Genomic DNA, 18,041 nt, shown 5'->3' with positions numbered 1-18,041 from the left:
TAGGAGACTCCATGTCAATTTATATAAAGTGAGGAAAAGAATTGATTACAGTAAGTGATGTAAGTTTGCATTTTTCAGACCGCAAACTGTTTGATGATGTTAATATTAAGTTTACGCCTGGTAATTGTTATGGTTTGATTGGTGCAAATGGTGCTGGTAAATCAACTTTTTTAAAAATTTTATCTGGTGAGATCCAACCTTCAACCGGGAATGTGTCTTTAGGTCCTGATGAACGGATGGCTGTCTTGAAGCAGAACCACTATGATTACGAAGAGTTTCCAGTGATCGAAACGGTCATCATGGGCCATAAACGTCTCTACGAAGTGATGAAAGAAAAAGACGCGATCTACATGAAGGAAGACTTTTCTGATGAAGATGGGATTCGTGCCGCCGAACTAGAAGGCGAATTTGCGGAACTTGATGGCTGGGAAGCAGAGCCCGAAGCAGCTGTTCTTTTGCAAGGCTTGAACATTCCCGATGAATTGCATCATGTCTTGATGAAAGATCTAACTGCTGGTCAACGGGTGAAAGTCTTACTGGCACAAGCCCTTTTCGGTAAGCCAGACGTCTTGCTCCTAGATGAGCCTACCAACGGATTGGATATCCAATCTATCAACTGGTTAGAAGAGTTTCTGATCAACTTTGACAACACCGTCATCGTTGTTTCCCATGACCGCCACTTCTTAAATAAAGTTTGTACCCATATGGCCGATCTAGACTTCGGCAAAATCAAATTGTTTGTCGGCAACTATGATTTCTGGTTGGAATCAAGCCAATTAGCTGCGAAATTACAATCCCAATCAAATGCCAAAAAAGAAGAGCAGATCAAAGAACTGCAAGACTTTATCGCACGCTTTAGTGCCAATGCATCAAAATCCAAACAAGCAACATCTCGGAAAAAAATGTTGGATAAAATCACTCTTGATGATATTCAACCTTCGTCTCGCCGTTACCCGTTTGTCGGTTTTAAACCAGAACGTGAAATCGGGAATGACTTGCTGCAAGTCGACAATGTCAGTGTGACGATCGACGGCAAAAAGATTTTAGACAATATCTCTTTCACCTTGAATAAAGACGACAAAGTCGCTTTTGTTGCCAATAGCGATATCACCACCACGACGCTATTCAAAGTCATCATGGGGGAAATCACTCCTGATACAGGTAGTGTTCGTTGGGGCGTGACCACGCAGCATGCCTACTTGCCAAAAGATACGACCAGCGAATTTGATACGGATACCCCGATCGTTGATTGGTTGCGTCAATACGCAAGCAAAGAAGAAGACGACAATACCTTCTTGCGCAGCTTCCTAGGTCGCATGTTATTCTCTGGTGACGAAGTATTAAAACCCGTCAATGTTCTTTCCGGGGGCGAAAAAGTTCGCTGCATGTTGTCGAAAATGATGCTTTCAAAAGCCAACGTATTGGTATTGGATGATCCAACCAATCACTTGGACTTAGAATCGATCACCGCATTAAACGATGGCTTGATGGCCTTCACCGGCTCATTGTTGTTTGCTTCTCATGACCACCAATTTATTCAAACCCTTGCGAACCGTATCATTGCGGTCTCTAGCAAAGGCGTGGTGGATCGTGCCGAAACGACCTACGATGAATTCTTAGAAAACAAAGATGTCCAAAAACGCGTAGCAGAAATGAATCAATAAGCTGCTTTTGAAAAAAAGAACGCTCCAGTTGCCCGCCACCAAGGCTGCAACTGGAGCGTTTCTTTTATTTTTCCTAGGTGCTTCGGGTATTTTTGGCAGGTTACGCTTGTTCTAAACGGGCTTTGCCGAATGAAAACAGCGCCAAGCAGCCGTAGCCGGTATGACTGGAGATCGTTGGACCTAATGGATAATGATGAATAATAATGTCAGGAATTTTTTCGGTCAAACGTTTGATGACTTTCTCCGCCGCTTCGGCATCGCCAGCATTGGCAAAATAAACCGTATTGGTTTTTGATTCGTGAAGATTGGCGATGGTTTGATCCACGATTTTTTGGATCGCTTTGTTGCGTCCCCGCACTCGATCAACGCTGCGTAATTTTCCCGCAGTATCGACGGTAATGATTGGTTTCACGTTCAGCAATCCGCCGATCGCTGCCGCCGTTTTAGAGATTCTGCCGCCGCGTTCCAATTGTTTTAAATCGTCGACGGTGACCCATGAATCTAAACGCAGTTTGTTTTCTTCTACCCATTGGCTGACTTCTAGCAACGAACGTCCTTGGGCTTTTTGTTGGGCTGCTTCAGCCACTAAGAAGCCTTCGCCTAAACTCGCAGAGCGCGTATCGATCAAGGTGATCGCAACTTCTTTGTATTCTTCTTTTAGTAAGGCTACGGCTTGGACGGCACTTTGGAATGAGCCGCTCATTCCTGAAGAAAAACCTAAATAAAGGACCGGTGTGCCCGCTTCGACATACGGCCGAAAATACTCCATATAACGTCCGACATTGATTTGAGAAGTTGTCGGCTGCGCATGTTCTTTTAGTTTTCCTAAAAACCATTCCGTATCAAATTCTTTGCCCATATCATCGATATATTCTTTGCCGTCTAATTCGATCAGCATCGGAATATACGCAACATCTAGCTCCGCTAATCTTGCTGCTGGTAAATCACAGCAGGAATCTGTCATGATTTGAAACATGGTTTCACCCCTCTCGTTACCCCCTATTATAGCAAAAAAAGAACAAGACAGAAGAAATTCTCATCAAAAGCAGCCAAACTTATCGTTGACTGCTTTTGACACAGGAGTTCTTCGTCTTGTTCTGAAGCTTTTGCGTCAGATTAGATTTGCGCCCAAACACTTTCTAAAATGTTGGTTTGGCTGCGGTCTGGTCCTACCGAGAAGGTCGAAATGCGGACACCGACTAATTCAGAGATGCGGTGAACGTAATTGCGTGCATTTTCTGGCAGATCTGCTAATGTTTTGCAGCCAGTAATGTCTTCAGACCAGCCAGGAAGTTCTTCGTAGACTGGTTTGCAGCGGTTCAACTCTTTCAAGCTTGCTGGGTAATGATAGATCAATTCGCCGTCTAGTTCATAAGCCGTACAGATCTTCACGGTTTCTAAGCCGCTCAAGACATCGATCGAGTTAAGGGATAGGTTCGTGATCCCTGAAACACGTTTTGAATGGCGCATCACGACGGTATCAAACCAGCCCACACGGCGAGGACGTCCTGTCGTTGTTCCGTATTCACGACCGATCTTACGAATTTGTTCACCTGTTTCATCAAACAGTTCCGTTGGGAAAGGACCATCTCCTACCCGAGAGGTGTAAGCTTTGCAGACACCAACGACTTTGTTGATTTTTGAAGGACCCACACCACTACCGATGGTGACACCTCCAGCAACGGGGTTGGATGATGTCACGAAAGGATAGGTTCCTTGGTCGATATCCAGCATCACGCCTTGTGCCCCTTCAAATAAAACCCGTTTGCCTTCATCTAAGGCATCGTTAAGGATCACCGAAGTATCCGTCACATATTTTTTGATTTGTTGGCCATATTCGTAATACTCTTCAAAAATGTCTTCAAAAGCGATTGGCTCTGCGTCAAACATTTTCACGAATTGACGATTTTTTTCTTCTAAGTTGATACGCAGACGTTCTTCAAAAATTTCTTTGTCTAAAAGATCAGCGATCCGAATGCCGACTCTGGCAGCTTTATCCATATAGGCTGGTCCGATCCCTTTGATCGTGGTACCGATCTTGTTGTCACCTTTGGCATCTTCTTGCAGCTGATCCAAATGGATATGGTAAGGTAAAATAACATGTGCACGATCAGAAATCTTTAAGTTTTCTGTTATTATATTGTTTTCTTTCAAGTATGCTAATTCTTTAACTAATGATTTCGGGTTCACAACGACCCCGTTTCCAATGACACTGATTTTATCTGCATAAAAGATCCCAGAAGGAATCAAATGCAGTTTATAGGTCACACCGTCAAATTTAATCGTATGGCCGGCATTGTCTCCACCTTGATAACGTGCAATGACTTCCGCGTTTTCACTCAAAAAGTCCGTAATCTTTCCTTTACCTTCATCGCCCCATTGTGTACCTACTACTACTACAGATGACATATAATGACCTCTTTCTTTAATTAGTGCATTCCTTAAGTATTGTAACAAGATTCGCAAGCTCTTTCAATCTAAAATCGAATAATCGTTTTAAATTCTCATTTTTCAGGGGTAAAAAACGAACTATTTTCTTCTCAATAATTATTTATACACGTAAAAACGAATAAAGTCAGCACATAAAAAAAGCCCTGCTGCCATCAGCGCAATGCAGACGGCAGCAGGAGCCTTGGTTTCTCACATCGTTGGTGTCTTACCCGAACTCTTCTCGCGGCGAGACCGAGGAGAACTTATTGTATTCTTTGATAAATAGAAGTTCGACGGTCCCTCGGGCACCACTCCGGTTTTTCTCGATAATGACTTCGATCACATTGTTGTTTTGTTGTTCTTCTGGTTCATCGTCATCGTCGCCTTCGCTGCGGTAGTAGTCATCTCGGTACAAGAAAGCAACGATATCGGCATCCTGCTCGATCGATCCTGATTCCCGAATATCACTTAAAACAGGACGCTTGTCTTGTCGTTGTTCCACACCCCGAGAAAGCTGAGACAGTGCGATCACTGGCACTTTTAATTCCTTCGCCAGTTTCTTTAATTGGCGAGAGATCTCAGAGACTTCTTGTTGGCGGTTTTCGCGACCCGTTCCTTCAATCAGCTGCAAATAGTCGATCAAAATCAAGCCGAGATTGCCTTTTTCTTGCGCCAGTTTCCGACAACGTGCCCGAATCTCAGAGATCTTGATCCCAGGGGTATCATCGATATAGATATTGGCGTTAGAAAGACTGCCCATGGCAACGATCAAATTGCGCCACTCTTCTTCTGAGAGCTGCCCCGTCCGCAAGTGACTGGCCTCAATCGAGCCTTCCGCACAAAGCATCCGGTTGACCAATGATTCAGCCCCCATTTCCAGACTAAAGATTGCTACGGAACGATCGGTTTTCGTTCCGACATTTTGCGCGATATTCAAGGCAAACGCGGTTTTCCCTACCGCGGGGCGGGCAGCGAGAATAATCAGCTCTTCTTTTTGCAGCCCCGCCGTCATTTTGTCTAAAGCCGCATAACCCGTAGGTAATCCGGTGATTTCTTCATTGTTTTGCGCCAACTGATCGATCGTTTCGATCGTCCGATTCAAGACTTCCGCTATCGATTGGAAGCCATTGCTATTGCGCTTTTCGGATACTTCTAAAATACTTTTTTCTGCTTGATCAATGATCGACTGCACATCTTCATCTTGTTCAAAACCTTTGGTTACGATGCGGCTCGCTGTTTGGATCAGATTGCGTAACGTGGCTTTGTCGTCAACGATCTTCGCATAATAAGCAATACTTGCTGCTGATGGTGAAGCTTGACTCAGTTCAGTCAGATACGTCAGGCCGCCAACATCTTCAAGACTGTTGCTTTTTTCAATTTCTGCTTTCAACGTAATCAAGTCGATCGATTCACTACGGTCGTTCAACTGGATCATTGCTTGAAAAATTATTTGATGGCTGCGGCGATAAAAATCTTCTGGGGCGATTACTTCCATTGCATCGATGATCGCATCGGCATCTAAAAAGACTGCCCCTAGGACCGCTTGTTCCGCTTCAATATCTTGTGGGGGAACTTGATTTTGCCAAACTTCATTCATGCCATTCGCTCCTTCGTCCATTCATTCTACAAGATTCCCATCCAAAGTACAAGATTGCTTGGACGTTTGCCGAAAAAAACCCCAACATGTGACTGTTGGGAGTAATGCTTATTCTTGGATGGTATGAACATTGATCGTTGCTGTTACTTGTGGGTGCAATTTTACAGGTACTTGTGTAAAGCCTAATGCACGGATCGGCTGATCCAATTCGATTTTGCGTTTGTCGATCTTGATTTTGTATTGCTTGTTCAAGGCATCTGCGATTTGTTTTGATGGGATCGAACCGAACAAGCGGCCATCTTCCCCTGCTTTGGCATTGATCTTCACAACGGTTTCTTCCTTTTCAAGAAGTGCTTTTAACTCTTTCGCTTCTGCTAAGACTTCTGCGTCTTGTTTTTCTTTGGCTTTTTGTTTGCCTTTTAATTCTGCCATGCTTTCATTGTTGGCAGGTTTGGCTAAGTTGTTTTTGATCAGAAAGTTTTGTGCGTAGCCATTAGGGACTTCCTTAATATCGCCTTTTTTGCCTTTGCCTTTGACATCTTGTAAGAAAATAACTTTCATCTTGGTCACTCCTTGTTATTGTTCATTTTTCGTTAATTCCGCTCGCAGCTGGTTTTCTACATCACCAATGCTGCTGTTCTTTATTTGCGTGGCTGCGTTGGTAAAATGTCCGCCGCCGCCTAATGCCTCCATCAAGGTTTGTACATTGACTTTACCAGTGCTTCTAGCACTGATACCGATCAAATCTCCTGGTTGTTTCGTAATGACAAATGCGGCATGGATCCCGTTGATCGATAGCAGAGTATCGGCCGCTTTCGCAACGGTGACACTATCGTACACCCGATCTTCATCCGCTGCAGCAATCACGATATCTTCTCGGAAATGCTGGCTGCGAGAAACCAGTTCACTGATCATCAAATAGGAATCGAGATCCGTACTCAACATGTATTGAACCAATGACGTATCTGCGCCTTGGTTTTTCAAATAGCCAGCAATATCAAAGGTCCGACCAGTGGTTCGCACCGTGAAGTTCTTCGTATCCACGTAGATGCCCGCTAATAAGGAAGTCGTAATAAATTTCGGGACTTGCGATCTGCGAGAAGCACGATACTGGATCAATTCTGCTACCAGTTCCGATGCCGAAGACGCGGAAGATTCAATATACGTCAATAGTGGCTTATCGGGAAACTCATCCCCGCGACGATGGTGATCGATCACTGCGATTTTGTCAAATTCATCATAGACCGCTTGCGAGATCGACATCGACGGCTTATGGTAATCTACCATCACTAGCACACTTTCTTCATTTGATAAATTAACTGCTTCTTCCCCAGTGATCACAAATCGTTCCAGCTCGGGGTATTTTTTCAATTCTTCCAACGCCCGTTGAATGTCTGCGGTGATCTCTTTTGGATTTAAAATGATGTAGCATTCTTTGTCGCTCATCATCGCCATGTAAGCCACCCCAAAAGCCGAACCTAAGGCATCCATGTCTGGGTAACGATGACCCATGATAAAGATCCGCTGGTTTTCAGCAAAAATCTTTCTCAACGCCGTACTCATGGCACGAGAACGAACACGCGTTCTCTTGGGTGTGCCGTCTGTATTGCCACCAAAGAATTGCGGTTTCGCTTCTTCTTTGGCTTCTTTTAAAACGACTTGATCACCGCCGCGAACTAACGCAATGTCGAGATTGTTTTGTGCCACTTCCCCGATCTCTTCAAAAGACTCTTCCCCATAGGAGATCCCCATACTGATCGTTAATGGCAGATCATTTTTTTCCGCAACTTGCCGTACTCTAGTCAAAAATTGGAATTTTTCTTCCTTCATCCGCTCAATATCTGAATACTTCGCGACGAAAAGAAACCGCTCGGAATTGATTCGTTTGTAAAAAACATGATTCTCACTTGCCCAATCAGAAATCAATGTCGTGATCAGCGAGTTCAAATAAGAAACTTGTTTGTCGTCTTTTTTCTCAATCAAATCATCGTAATTATCAATTGAAATCAACCCAATTGCTGCCATCTTTTTTACCCCTCAATGTATCATCCCATTTTTTTGAAGCTTTGTTCCTTATTTTACCACAAAACAATCAAATAGGCGATTGATGCAAAAAAGTTCCACGTGAAACTTTTTTGGTGAACCAACCAGGAAAAAATTTCTATCATTCGTTATTCTATCTATATATAAAATAACAAGTTACTCTTCGCTGGATAAAAAAATTGACAAGCTTCAAAAGAAACTTGTCAATGAAAATCATTCGATTTATTCTTCGCCTACGAATGGAAGTAATCCCATGATACGCGCACGTTTGATTGCAATGGTAAGTTTGCGTTGGTTTTTCGCACCAGTACCAGTTACACGACGTGGTAAGATTTTACCGCGTTCTGAAATGAAACGTTTTAGTAATTCAATATCTTTATAATCGATATGTTCAATATGGTTTGCAGCAATGTAGTCTACTTTACGACGTTTGCGTCCGCCTCTTCTTTGTTGTGCCATCCTATTTCCCTCCTATCAATTTCTTAGAATGGTAAATCATCGTCTGAAATGTCGATTGATGAGTTTCCGAATGGATCGGAGTTGTCTCGATCAAAATTAGGCATTCCTGATGGTTGAGAGGATTGAGTTTGATTTGAGTTATTGTTACCAAATCCAGAAGAACTGTTTGAGTTATACGTATTGTTACTGCCAGATCCGCTATCAGTTGTGCGTCTTTGCTCGGAAGCATTCCGCGACTCTAATAATTGGAAGTTGTCAGCAACGACTTCTGTTACATAAACACGTTGGCCTTGTTGGTTGTCGTATGAACGGGTTTGAATACGTCCAGTAACCCCTAATAAAGTTCCTTTGCGTGCATAGTTTGCTAATGTTTCCGCTGGTTTTCTCCAAATAACACAGTTGATGAAATCAGCTTCGCGCTCTCCACTTTGGTTGGTAAAATTGCGGTTTACCGCCAAGGTAAAGGTTGCGACACCAGTGCCATTAGAAGTGTAACGTAAATCAGGATCTTTGGTTAGTCTTCCTACTAGTACAACATTATTAATCAAAGTTCATCATCTCCTCATCGCTTTTGTTTCATGTGAAACAATATTATGCTTCTTCTTTGACAATCATGTGACGGATAATGTCATCATTGATTTTCGCAAGACGGTCAAACTCGTTGATTGCACTTGCAGTTGTTGAAGAAGAAACTTTAACGATGTGATAGATACCCTCACGGAATCCATCCATTTCATACGCTAGACGGCGTTTTTGCCAATCTTTTGATTCGATAACTTCAGCGCCGTTATCAGTTAAGATTGAGTCAAAACGAGCGATCAATGCGGCTTTTGCTTCTTCATCAATGTTTGGACGAATGATATATAAAATCTCATATTTCGTGTTTTCCATTGATTTTTCACCTCCCTGTGGACTTTGGCCCCTAGTTTTCTAGGAGCAGAGAGAGTGGTCTAATTAGACTACTCACAAATAATTATTATACACTTTTTTCGTCCTTACTGCAAGCTGTTTTTTTGCGTCCCTGCATCTACCCATCACCGCAAACAATCGCTTACACTGATAAATACGTCAGCTGCTGCCGATTTTTTGAAAAAGAGTAAGAAGACAGCAAGCTGCAGGTTCGCAGCTTGCTGTCTTCCTAGAAAAACGTATTGCTTATTCTTGTGTATCCGTGGTGTCTTCCGTTGCTTCTTCCACAACTGGTACGTCTTGTACCGCTGTTTCTTCAGCAGTCGCTAGTTCTTCTTCGACTTCTGGTTCAACCGTTGCCATCGTCACTACTTTGGCATTGTTTTCCATCTTCATCAAACGAACCCCTAAGGTTGCCCGACCAGTTTGGGAAACAGTCGCTACATTGAAACGAATCAAGACGCCTTTATCGGTGATCACCATGATGTCTTCCTCACCGCTGACCGTCGTCAAGCCGGCTAATGGACCGTTTTTCGCCGTAATGTTGGCTGTTTTGATCCCTTTTCCGCCCCGACCTTTGATTGGGTATTCAGAGCCTTTGGTACGCTTGCCATAGCCGTTCTCAGTGATGACCAAGACTTCACTGTCTTCTGTGATCACTGCAGCGCCTACCACGTAGTCTCCGTCTCTTAGACGAATGCCTCGCACACCAGCAGCTGTCCGACCCATATCCCGCACAAGCGCTTCTTTGAAGGTCACAGAGTAGCCATCGTGGGTTCCAATGATCACGACATCTTCGCCATGGGTTTCGATCACGTTGACCAACTCATCATTTTCCCGAAGACCGATCGCAATCAGACCATTGGCACGGATATTTGAAAAGGCCGTCACTGAGGTCCGTTTGACCACACCTAGACGCGTCGTGAAGAACAAGTAGCGTCCTTCTTGAGGCCCACCAGAAGCCGAAATGATCGCTTCGATCCGTTCGCTAGAATCGATCCCTAGGAGATTGATCACAGGGATCCCTTTGGCTGCCCGACCATACTCAGGAATTTCATAGCCTTTGGCTTTATAAACTTTCCCTTTATTGGTGAAGAACAGTAATGTGTCATGAGTCGAACAAGAAACCAACGTCTTCACGAAGTCTTCATCGTGGATCCCCATTCCTTGAACGCCACGTCCGCCGCGGCGTTGTGCACGGAATTCAGACTTAGCTACTCGTTTGATGTACCCATTGTTCGTCAAGGTAATGACGATTTCTTCTTCTTCGATCAAATCTTCATCTTCAAGACTTAAGACTTCCCCAACCAATAATTCAGTCCGGCGATCATCACCAAAGCGTTGGCCTAATTCTTGCAACTCCGTTTGGATGATCTCTAGGACTCGTTGTGGATTTGCTAAAATGTCTGTCAAATCAGCGATAAATTCTAACAAGCCTTGGTACTCGTTTTCGATCTTGTCACGTTCCAAACCAGTCAAGCGACGCAAACGCATATCTAAAATCGCTTGCGCTTGGCGATCGGACAATTTGAAGCGCTCCATCATGCTATTTTTCGCTTCATCATCAGAATTTGATGCCCGGATCAAAGCAATGATCTCATCGATATGATCCAATGCGATCCGTAATCCTTCCAAGATGTGGGCACGAGCTTCTGCTTTGTTTTTATCAAACTGTGTCCGACGAGTCACCACTTCTTGTTGGTGCTCGATGTAGTTTTCTAAAATTCGTTTCAAGCTCAAAATCTTCGGCACGCCTTTTTCAATGGCTAACATATTAAAGCCAAAAGAAGATTGCAGTGCAGTCATTTTGTAGAGATTGTTTAAGATCACCGACGCACTGACGTCGCGACGAACGTCGATCACGATCCGCATGCCTTCACGAGATGATTCATCCCGCAGATCGGTGATTCCTTCGATCCGCTTGTCACGGTGCAGCTCAGAGATCCGTTCGATCAACTTCGCTTTATTGACCATATATGGCAATTCAGTCACTAAGATCCGTTCTTTGCCGTTGGGCATTTCAGTCACTTCGACTTTTCCGCGAACAGTGATCGACCCTTTCCCTGTTTCATAGGCACGGCGAATACCGGATTTTCCCATCACGATCCCGCCAGTTGGGAAGTCTGGTCCTGGTAGGACTTCCATCAATTCACTCGTTGTGACTTCTGGATTTTCCATCAATAGATCGATGGCGGCAATGACTTCATTCAAGTTATGAGGCGGGATATTGGTCGCCATCCCAACAGCGATCCCAGTCGTCCCGTTGACCAAAAGGTTCGGGAAGCGGGCAGGTAATACCGCTGGTTCTCGTTCTGTATCATCATAGTTGCTTTGGAAATCAACGGTATCTTTGTTGATGTCCCGCAGCATCTCCATCGCCAGTTTACTCATGCGGGCTTCGGTATACCGCATCGCAGCGGCACCGTCACCATCGACTGAACCAAAGTTTCCGTGGCCATCGACTAGCATGTAGCGATAGCTAAAGGGCTGTGCCATCCGCACCATTGATTCATAGATCGCACTGTCACCATGGGGATGGTATTTCCCCATGACATCGCCGACGATCCGGGCTGATTTTTTATGGGGCTTGTCTGGTGTGACCCCTAATTCATTCATTCCATATAAAATTCGGCGGTGAACCGGCTTTAAGCCATCCCGCACATCTGGTAAAGCCCTAGCAACAATTACACTCATTGCATAATCGATAAAGGACTCGCGCATTTCACTGGTCAGATTGACGTCATGAATATTTTGTTTTGCTTCTTCACTCAAGCTGTTTCCTCCTCTACGATTGGCTAGATGTCAAGATTTTTCACGTAGTGCGCGTTTTCTTCGATAAAGGCCCGTCTTGGTTCGACGCGATCCCCCATCAGCATTTCAAAAATTTGATCGGCTTCTATGGCATCATCTACGCTGACCCGCAGCATCATCCGGTTTTCAGGGTCCATCGTGGTTTCCCATAACTGGTGGTCATCCATTTCCCCTAGACCTTTGTAGCGTTGAACCGTTGGTTTTGGTGTCGCAGGCAGTGATTCAATCGTATTTTTCAAATCTTGTTCGGCATTCTTGCCGGGTTGGATATAGTGGATATTTTTCCCTTGTTTGACACCGTACAATGGCGGTTGTGCGATATAGACATAACCAGCTTCAACGATTGGACGCATATAACGATAGAACAACGTCAAAAGTAGGGTCCGGATATGGGCACCATCGACATCGGCATCGGTCATGATAACTAGCTTGTGGTAACGGGCTTTTGCTACATCAAAATCAGCACCAAACCCAGTTCCCATTGCCGTAAACAATGAACGGATCTCTTCGTTTGCTAAGATTTTGTCCATGCTGGCTTTTTCGACATTTAAAATTTTCCCACGGATCGGTAAGATCGCTTGGAATTCGCGACTGCGGCCTTGTTTTGCTGAACCGCCGGCAGAATCTCCTTCGACGATAAACAATTCGCATTTTTCTGGATCATTACTGGAACAGTCGGCTAATTTCCCAGGTAAGTTACTGATTTCTAACGCACCTTTTCGGCGAGTCATTTCTCGGGCACGTTTGGCTGCTTGACGGGCTTTTGATGCCAAAAGTCCTTTTTCCACGACTTGACGACCCACATTCGGGTTTTCCATCAAGAATTTCGTGAAATGTTCGGAAAAGAGACGATCAGTGACTGTCCGCACTTCCGAATTTCCTAATTTGGTTTTCGTTTGTCCCTCAAACTGAGGATCTGGATGCTTGATAGAGATAACTGCCGTCAATCCTTCCCGAACATCTTCTCCGGTCAGGTTTTCGTCGTTTTCTTTCATCAATTTTGACTTGCGGGCGTAATCGTTGATCACCCGTGTCAAGGCAGTCTTAAACCCGAATTCATGGGTTCCGCCTTCATAGGTATGGATGTTGTTGGCAAAACTCAACAGGTTGCTGTGGTAGCTATCGGTATATTGCATGGAAACTTCAACCGTGATTCCTTGTTGTTCTCCTTCTAAGTAGATCGGATCTGGGAAAATCACTGTCTTACTTGCATTCAAATGCTCCACATAGCTCTTGATCCCGCCATCGTAATGATATTCTTTCAAGACGGGTTTTTCTTCCCGTTTGTCTTCGATCGAGATTTTTAAGCCACGGTTCAAGAAGGCTAATTCCCGAACCCGTGTCGCTAATTTATCAAAATTGAATACGGTTGTTTCCGTAAAGATCTTTGGATCTGGAACAAAGTGGACGGTCGTTCCGTGGCGGTCGGTTTCATCGATCACTTTCAAGTCATCAACGACTGCCCCACGATGGTATTCTTGATAATACACTTTGCCTTCTTTATAGACTTTTACGTCTAAAGTCGTGGATAACGCATTAACGACGGAGGAACCTACCCCGTGCAGTCCACCAGATACTTTGTAGCCGCCACCGCCGAATTTCCCGCCGGCATGCAGGATCGTAAAGACGGTTTCTACCGCTGGACGGCCTGTCTTGGCTTGGATATCAACGGGGATCCCCCGACCGTCATCGACGACCGTAATACTATTATCTGGTTCAATGATCACTTGAATACTTGAGGCAAAGCCTGCTAGTGCTTCATCGATCGAGTTATCGACGATTTCCCATACTAAGTGGTGCAAACCTTCTGAACTGGTAGAACCAATGTACATCCCAGGTCGTTTGCGGACGGCTTCTAGTCCTTCCAACACTTGGATCTGACTGGCATCATAGGCTTTCGCACGTTCAACTAAGCTTTTTTCTTCTTCTGTCATTCAGTCTATTCTCCTTTAATATGTCCTTGCTCTACATAAAAAATCTCTGCTTCCACAGACATTTTGTCTTTCACATGTTCTAATGTCGTCGTTGTCAGAAAGGTCTGAACTTTTCCTTCAATGGTCTCCAATAAATGCAGTTGTCGGGAATCATCCAGCTCACTCATGACGTCATCTAATAAAAGGACGGGATATTCCCCCGTTTCTTCTTTCATCAAATCGATTTCTGCCAATTTAACACTTAAGGCGGTCGTTCGCTGCTGTCCTTGCGAACCAAAGGTCTGAACATTTTTCTCATTGATCAAAAAATCCAGATCGTCTCGATGCGGACCTGCCAACGTGACTTGCCGAAATCGTTCACGGTCTTTGACTAGTGCCAAGGCTTTGACAAATTGCTGTTGGATCTCCTCCAGCGTACTCGCCTCACCGGGCACATTCGATAAGTAGTCGATCTGCAAGGTTTCTTTTCCTTGGCTGATCTTTTGGTGCAGCTGATTTGCCCAATACGCCAAGCGCTGAACAAACCGTTGTCTGGCTAAAATGATTTTACTGCCGAAAGCCACCAGCTGTTCTGTTAAAACATCTAAATAGATCTCATCGGTCTGTTTTTTTTCATTCAGCTGTTTTAAGTATTGATTGCGCTGTTTCAAAACGGATTGGTATTGAACGAGATCATAAAGATAGATTGGATCGATCTGCCCTATTTCCATATCGAGAAATTTGCGGCGGACTTGGGGACTTCCTTTTACAAGGGAGAGGTCTTCTGGAGCAAATAAAATGACATTCAACTGCCCTATGTAACTACTGAGCTTTTTTTGCTCAATGTGGTTTACTTTCGTTTTTCGTCCTTTTTTTGACAAAAACAGTTCTAACGGGATCGTTGAGCGTCCCCGACTGACACTGCCAGAGATCCGCGCCCCTTCTGTGTCCCAGCGGATAAGCTCTTGCTCGCTGGAGGTGCGGTGGCTTTTGGTCATCGCCAATACATAGATGCTTTCTAAAATATTGGTTTTTCCTTGCGCGTTTTCGCCTAAAAAAATGACCAGACCTTTCTCAAAAGTCAGTGTCAGCGAATCATAGTTCCGATAATTGCTTAAATGCAACTCATTCAGCCGCATCGGCGTCTTCCTTCTTCACCATAAAAAAAGTACCTTCATCAGGTAGCTCAACACGCATTCCCGCATACAATTTGCGCCCTCGTCGATTTTCTGGCTCGCCGTCGACAAAAACGGTGTGCTCTGCAAGGTACCATTTCGCTTGGCCGCCGCTGCTGATCACACTGACTTCTTTGAGCATTTGTCCAAGTGTCATGTATTCCGTTTCTAACGGTATTTGCATTTTCATAATTCCCCTCAATTCTATCAAAGAGCGTTTAGCTCTATTATACTCTTTTTTTGCCAAGAAAACAAATTCATCGGCATATTTTTCATTCTCAGAAGACTTACTGCTTTTAGACAAAAAAGAAGCCAAAATAGAAAAAAGGGCTTAAAAACGATTTTAAGCCCTTTTAACTCATTTATTCATTTTCAGATGATTGTTTCAACTTTTTTCAAAAGACATGAAAAACTAGTTGGTTCGCACCGGTGTGATCAGCTGGATAAAGCTGCCTTTGCTCTCTGTTGGCTCCAACGTAAATGGACGGATCGCTGAGATAAAGCGGATCACGATGCTGGTGTCACCAAATGCTCGTAGGGCTGCTTTCATATAGTCAGGGTTGAAAGAGATCTCTAGTGGGTCGCCGGTCACTTTTTCAAAAGAAAGATCTTCTTCCACTTTCCCGATTTCTGGTGAGTTTCCATATAAGACAACGGCTTCCTCGGAGATTGCCAAACGAACGATGTTGTTACGGCCTTCATGAGAAAGCAATGACGCCCGTTCGATGGCTTGTAACAATTCTGGGACAGAAAATTCAATCTCAGTATTGAAGCTTGAAGGAATCAGACGGTTGGTATCTGGGTAAGTTCCTTCCAATAAACGAGAATAGAATTTCATGGTTTTCGTTTGGAACAACACTTGGTTATCCATAATGCTGATTTGGATCGCTTCTTCTTCATCTGTTAAGGAACGAGAAAGTTCCGTTAAGCTTTTGCCAGGAATTACGATGTTGAAGGCTGTTTCTCCGCTTTCCAATGGAATCACCCGTTGGCTCAGACGGTGTGAGTCGGTCGCAACAGCTAATAATCTTTGATTTTCTAAGACAAAGTGGACCCCAGTCAAGATCGGACGGCTTTCGTGTTGCGAAACCGCAAAGACTGTTTCACTAACGACCTTATTTAATACGTGCGCTGGAATCTCGATCGAATCTTGACTTTCGACAACTGGTAAATGTGGATAACTATCGGCATCCAAGCCGTTGACGGTAAAGTTGGCTTTTCCAGAAGTGATCGCTACTTGATTATTGTCTAAAACTTCTAACGTTAAGGTACTTTCAGGCAAACGACGAACAATTTCGCTGAAGAAACGTGCTTGTAACACGATCGCTCCTGCTTTTTCGATTTGCATTTGCGCTTTTTCGTTTTCCACACTTAAAAAAGTTTCAATGGAAATATCGGCGTTGCTCCCAGTCATGGTCAATCCTTTTTCTGAAAGGGACAATTTTACTCCAGTTAAGATCGGGATGGTGGTTTTGGTTGAAATCGCCCGTTGGACAGTTTGTAATTCTTGCATGAACTCTGTTCGGTTTAAAGTTAGCTTCATAGCGATACTCCTTTAATTTATAGTTATTAAATAAAAGTAATAGTAGTAATAGGCTTGTTAGTAATGTGGATAACTCGAGAAAAGAGTGATTAGACTAACGAAAATGCCTGTGAATAACTTGTGGACAACTTTTTTGGTTTTTTATTTATTATCCACAGATCAGCTGAAGAGGATTTGTTTGATTTCAGCGATCTCATTTTTGATCGTGGGATCTGTTTCGACTAAGTGCTGAATTTTTTCATGGGCATGAATGACCGTTGTATGGTCTTTGCCGCCAAATTCGCCGCCGATTTTTGGTAAAGAACTATCGGTCAATTCTCGAGAGAGATACATCGCGATCTGGCGTGGGACAACGATGCCTTTGACCCGTTTTTTCCCTTTTAGATCATTGACATGAATGTGATAGTATTTTGCGACTTCCTCTTGGATCTGCAAAATCGAAACTTGGGTCGAGCCATGGCTTGATTTCAAGGCTTTGATGGCTTCAGCTGCCAAGCTCGTTGTAATGTCTGAGTTTTGCATCGTAGCAAAAGCTTGCACCCGCACGAGTGCTCCTTCAAGTTCTCGGATATTCGAATCGATCTGCCCAGCGATATAACTTAAGGTATCGTCGGGGATCTCCAAGCGTTCGGCTTCGGCTTTTTTCCGCAAAATTGCAGTCCGCGTCTCTAGATCCGGCGGGGTGATATCAACGGATAAGCCCCAAGCAAAACGGGAAACCAAACGTTCCGGCAAAGTCGGGATCTCATTTGGCAAACGATCACTTGTCAGGACGATCTGTTTATTATTGCGATACAGTTCTTCGAAGGTATTAAAGAATTCTTCTTGGGTTCCTTCTTTATTGACTAAGAATTGAATATCATCCACCAGCAAAAGATCAACATTGCGGTATTCGTTTCGAAAATCTTCCATTTTGTTCTTTTGAATAGAAGTAATGAAATCATTGGTGAAATTTTCACTACTAACATACTTGATTTTGGCATTGGGACGTTTCAGCAACATTTGATGACCGATCGCGTGCATCAAGTGGGTTTTCCCTAAACCAACGCCACCATAGAAGAACAGCGGATTATAAATAGACCCAGGATCTTCTGCAACAACTAAAGCAGCAGCGTGGGCCATCTGATTGCCTTTCCCGATGACAAAGGTATCAAATGTGTATTTTTCATTTAAGATCGATTTCGGCGGCCGCTCGTTTTCTTCTGCAGCTGTTTGAATAGTAGAAGGGGCTGTTTTTAAAGCTTCTGCTTCTTCGACAGTCACAAAACTAGGAATCAATTCTTCACCAGTTTTCATAAATCCCATTTCAACAATTTTGGCAGCTAGATTTTTTTCCCAATAAGATTTATGAAGATCGCTGGGTACTTCGATCAGCAGCTGATTTTTTTCAAACGACAAGACATTGGCAGTCTCGATCCAAGCACTATAACTGGCCGGATTCAGCTCTTCTTTAAAGGAACGTTGAAGATCTTGCCAAATAGAATCAGCAGATGGCAT

General features: G+C 43.9%; 15 protein-coding genes. 1 reads left to right on the top strand and 14 read right to left on the bottom strand.

Going from position 1 to position 18,041, the window contains the following annotated elements:
- Positions 1-41: 41 nt before the first annotated feature.
- Positions 42-1,664 carry an ABC-F family ATP-binding cassette domain-containing protein gene (locus IGI73_RS00075; RefSeq protein WP_005226380.1) on the top strand — a complete coding sequence of 541 codons (1,623 nt, stop codon included), beginning with the start codon at positions 42-44 and terminating at the stop codon, positions 1,662-1,664.
- A 100-nt stretch (positions 1,665-1,764) separates the two neighbouring features.
- Here the strand turns inward: IGI73_RS00075 and IGI73_RS00070 are convergent, their stop codons facing one another.
- From IGI73_RS00070 to dnaA, 14 genes are all read right to left on the bottom strand, one after another.
- Positions 1,765-2,640, bottom strand: a complete 876-nt coding sequence (locus IGI73_RS00070; protein WP_005226378.1) for a DegV family protein — start codon at positions 2,638-2,640, stop codon at positions 1,765-1,767.
- 140 nt (positions 2,641-2,780) lie between these two features.
- Positions 2,781-4,073 carry an adenylosuccinate synthase gene (locus IGI73_RS00065; RefSeq protein ID WP_005232916.1) on the bottom strand — a complete coding sequence of 431 codons (1,293 nt, stop codon included), beginning with the start codon at positions 4,071-4,073 and terminating at the stop codon, positions 2,781-2,783.
- Between the two features lie 247 nt (positions 4,074-4,320).
- On the bottom strand, positions 4,321-5,691 hold the full coding sequence (gene dnaB, locus IGI73_RS00060) for a replicative DNA helicase (protein WP_005226374.1): 1,371 nt from the start codon (positions 5,689-5,691) through the stop codon (positions 4,321-4,323).
- A gap of 108 nt (positions 5,692-5,799) precedes the next feature.
- Positions 5,800-6,252 (bottom strand): 50S ribosomal protein L9, encoded by a 453-nt coding sequence (gene rplI, locus IGI73_RS00055; protein WP_005226371.1) that lies wholly within the window; start codon positions 6,250-6,252, stop codon positions 5,800-5,802.
- Positions 6,253-6,267: 15 nt separating this feature from the next.
- Positions 6,268-7,716, bottom strand: a complete 1,449-nt coding sequence (locus IGI73_RS00050; protein WP_015508681.1) for a DHH family phosphoesterase — start codon at positions 7,714-7,716, stop codon at positions 6,268-6,270.
- A 240-nt stretch (positions 7,717-7,956) separates the two neighbouring features.
- Positions 7,957-8,193, bottom strand: a complete 237-nt coding sequence (rpsR, locus tag IGI73_RS00045; protein ID WP_005226367.1) for a 30S ribosomal protein S18 — start codon at positions 8,191-8,193, stop codon at positions 7,957-7,959.
- 23 nt (positions 8,194-8,216) lie between these two features.
- Positions 8,217-8,741: a single-stranded DNA-binding protein gene (gene ssb / locus IGI73_RS00040; RefSeq protein WP_005226365.1), complete on the bottom strand. Its 525-nt coding sequence runs from the start codon at positions 8,739-8,741 to the stop codon at positions 8,217-8,219.
- Between the two features lie 43 nt (positions 8,742-8,784).
- Positions 8,785-9,084 (bottom strand): 30S ribosomal protein S6, encoded by a 300-nt coding sequence (rpsF, locus tag IGI73_RS00035; protein WP_005226363.1) that lies wholly within the window; start codon positions 9,082-9,084, stop codon positions 8,785-8,787.
- A 264-nt stretch (positions 9,085-9,348) separates the two neighbouring features.
- Positions 9,349-11,874, bottom strand: coding sequence for a DNA gyrase subunit A (gene gyrA / locus IGI73_RS00030; protein WP_010748472.1), 2,526 nt, complete (start codon positions 11,872-11,874; stop codon positions 9,349-9,351).
- A gap of 23 nt (positions 11,875-11,897) precedes the next feature.
- Positions 11,898-13,847, bottom strand: a complete 1,950-nt coding sequence (gene gyrB, locus IGI73_RS00025; protein ID WP_438758999.1) for a DNA topoisomerase (ATP-hydrolyzing) subunit B — start codon at positions 13,845-13,847, stop codon at positions 11,898-11,900.
- A 5-nt stretch (positions 13,848-13,852) separates the two neighbouring features.
- A complete protein-coding gene (gene recF, locus IGI73_RS00020) occupies positions 13,853-14,965 on the bottom strand; it encodes a DNA replication/repair protein RecF (RefSeq protein ID WP_010748471.1) in 1,113 nt (370 codons plus the stop codon).
- Positions 14,952-15,191: a S4 domain-containing protein YaaA gene (gene yaaA, locus IGI73_RS00015; RefSeq protein ID WP_008376781.1), complete on the bottom strand. Its 240-nt coding sequence runs from the start codon at positions 15,189-15,191 to the stop codon at positions 14,952-14,954. Before yaaA ends, recF begins: the two co-directional genes overlap by 14 nt.
- A gap of 222 nt (positions 15,192-15,413) precedes the next feature.
- Entirely contained in the window at positions 15,414-16,544 is a 1,131-nt protein-coding gene (gene dnaN / locus IGI73_RS00010) for a DNA polymerase III subunit beta (protein ID WP_142973396.1), read from the bottom strand.
- A gap of 159 nt (positions 16,545-16,703) precedes the next feature.
- Positions 16,704-18,041: a chromosomal replication initiator protein DnaA gene (gene dnaA, locus IGI73_RS00005; RefSeq protein ID WP_015508676.1), complete on the bottom strand. Its 1,338-nt coding sequence runs from the start codon at positions 18,039-18,041 to the stop codon at positions 16,704-16,706.

Source organism: Enterococcus sp. DIV0755f, from assembly GCF_051713725.1.
GTDB lineage: Bacteria > Bacillota > Bacilli > Lactobacillales > Enterococcaceae > Enterococcus_D > Enterococcus_D casseliflavus.
The sequence above is the reverse complement of the archived record's forward strand: the minus strand, read 5'-3'. Positions and strand labels throughout refer to the sequence as shown.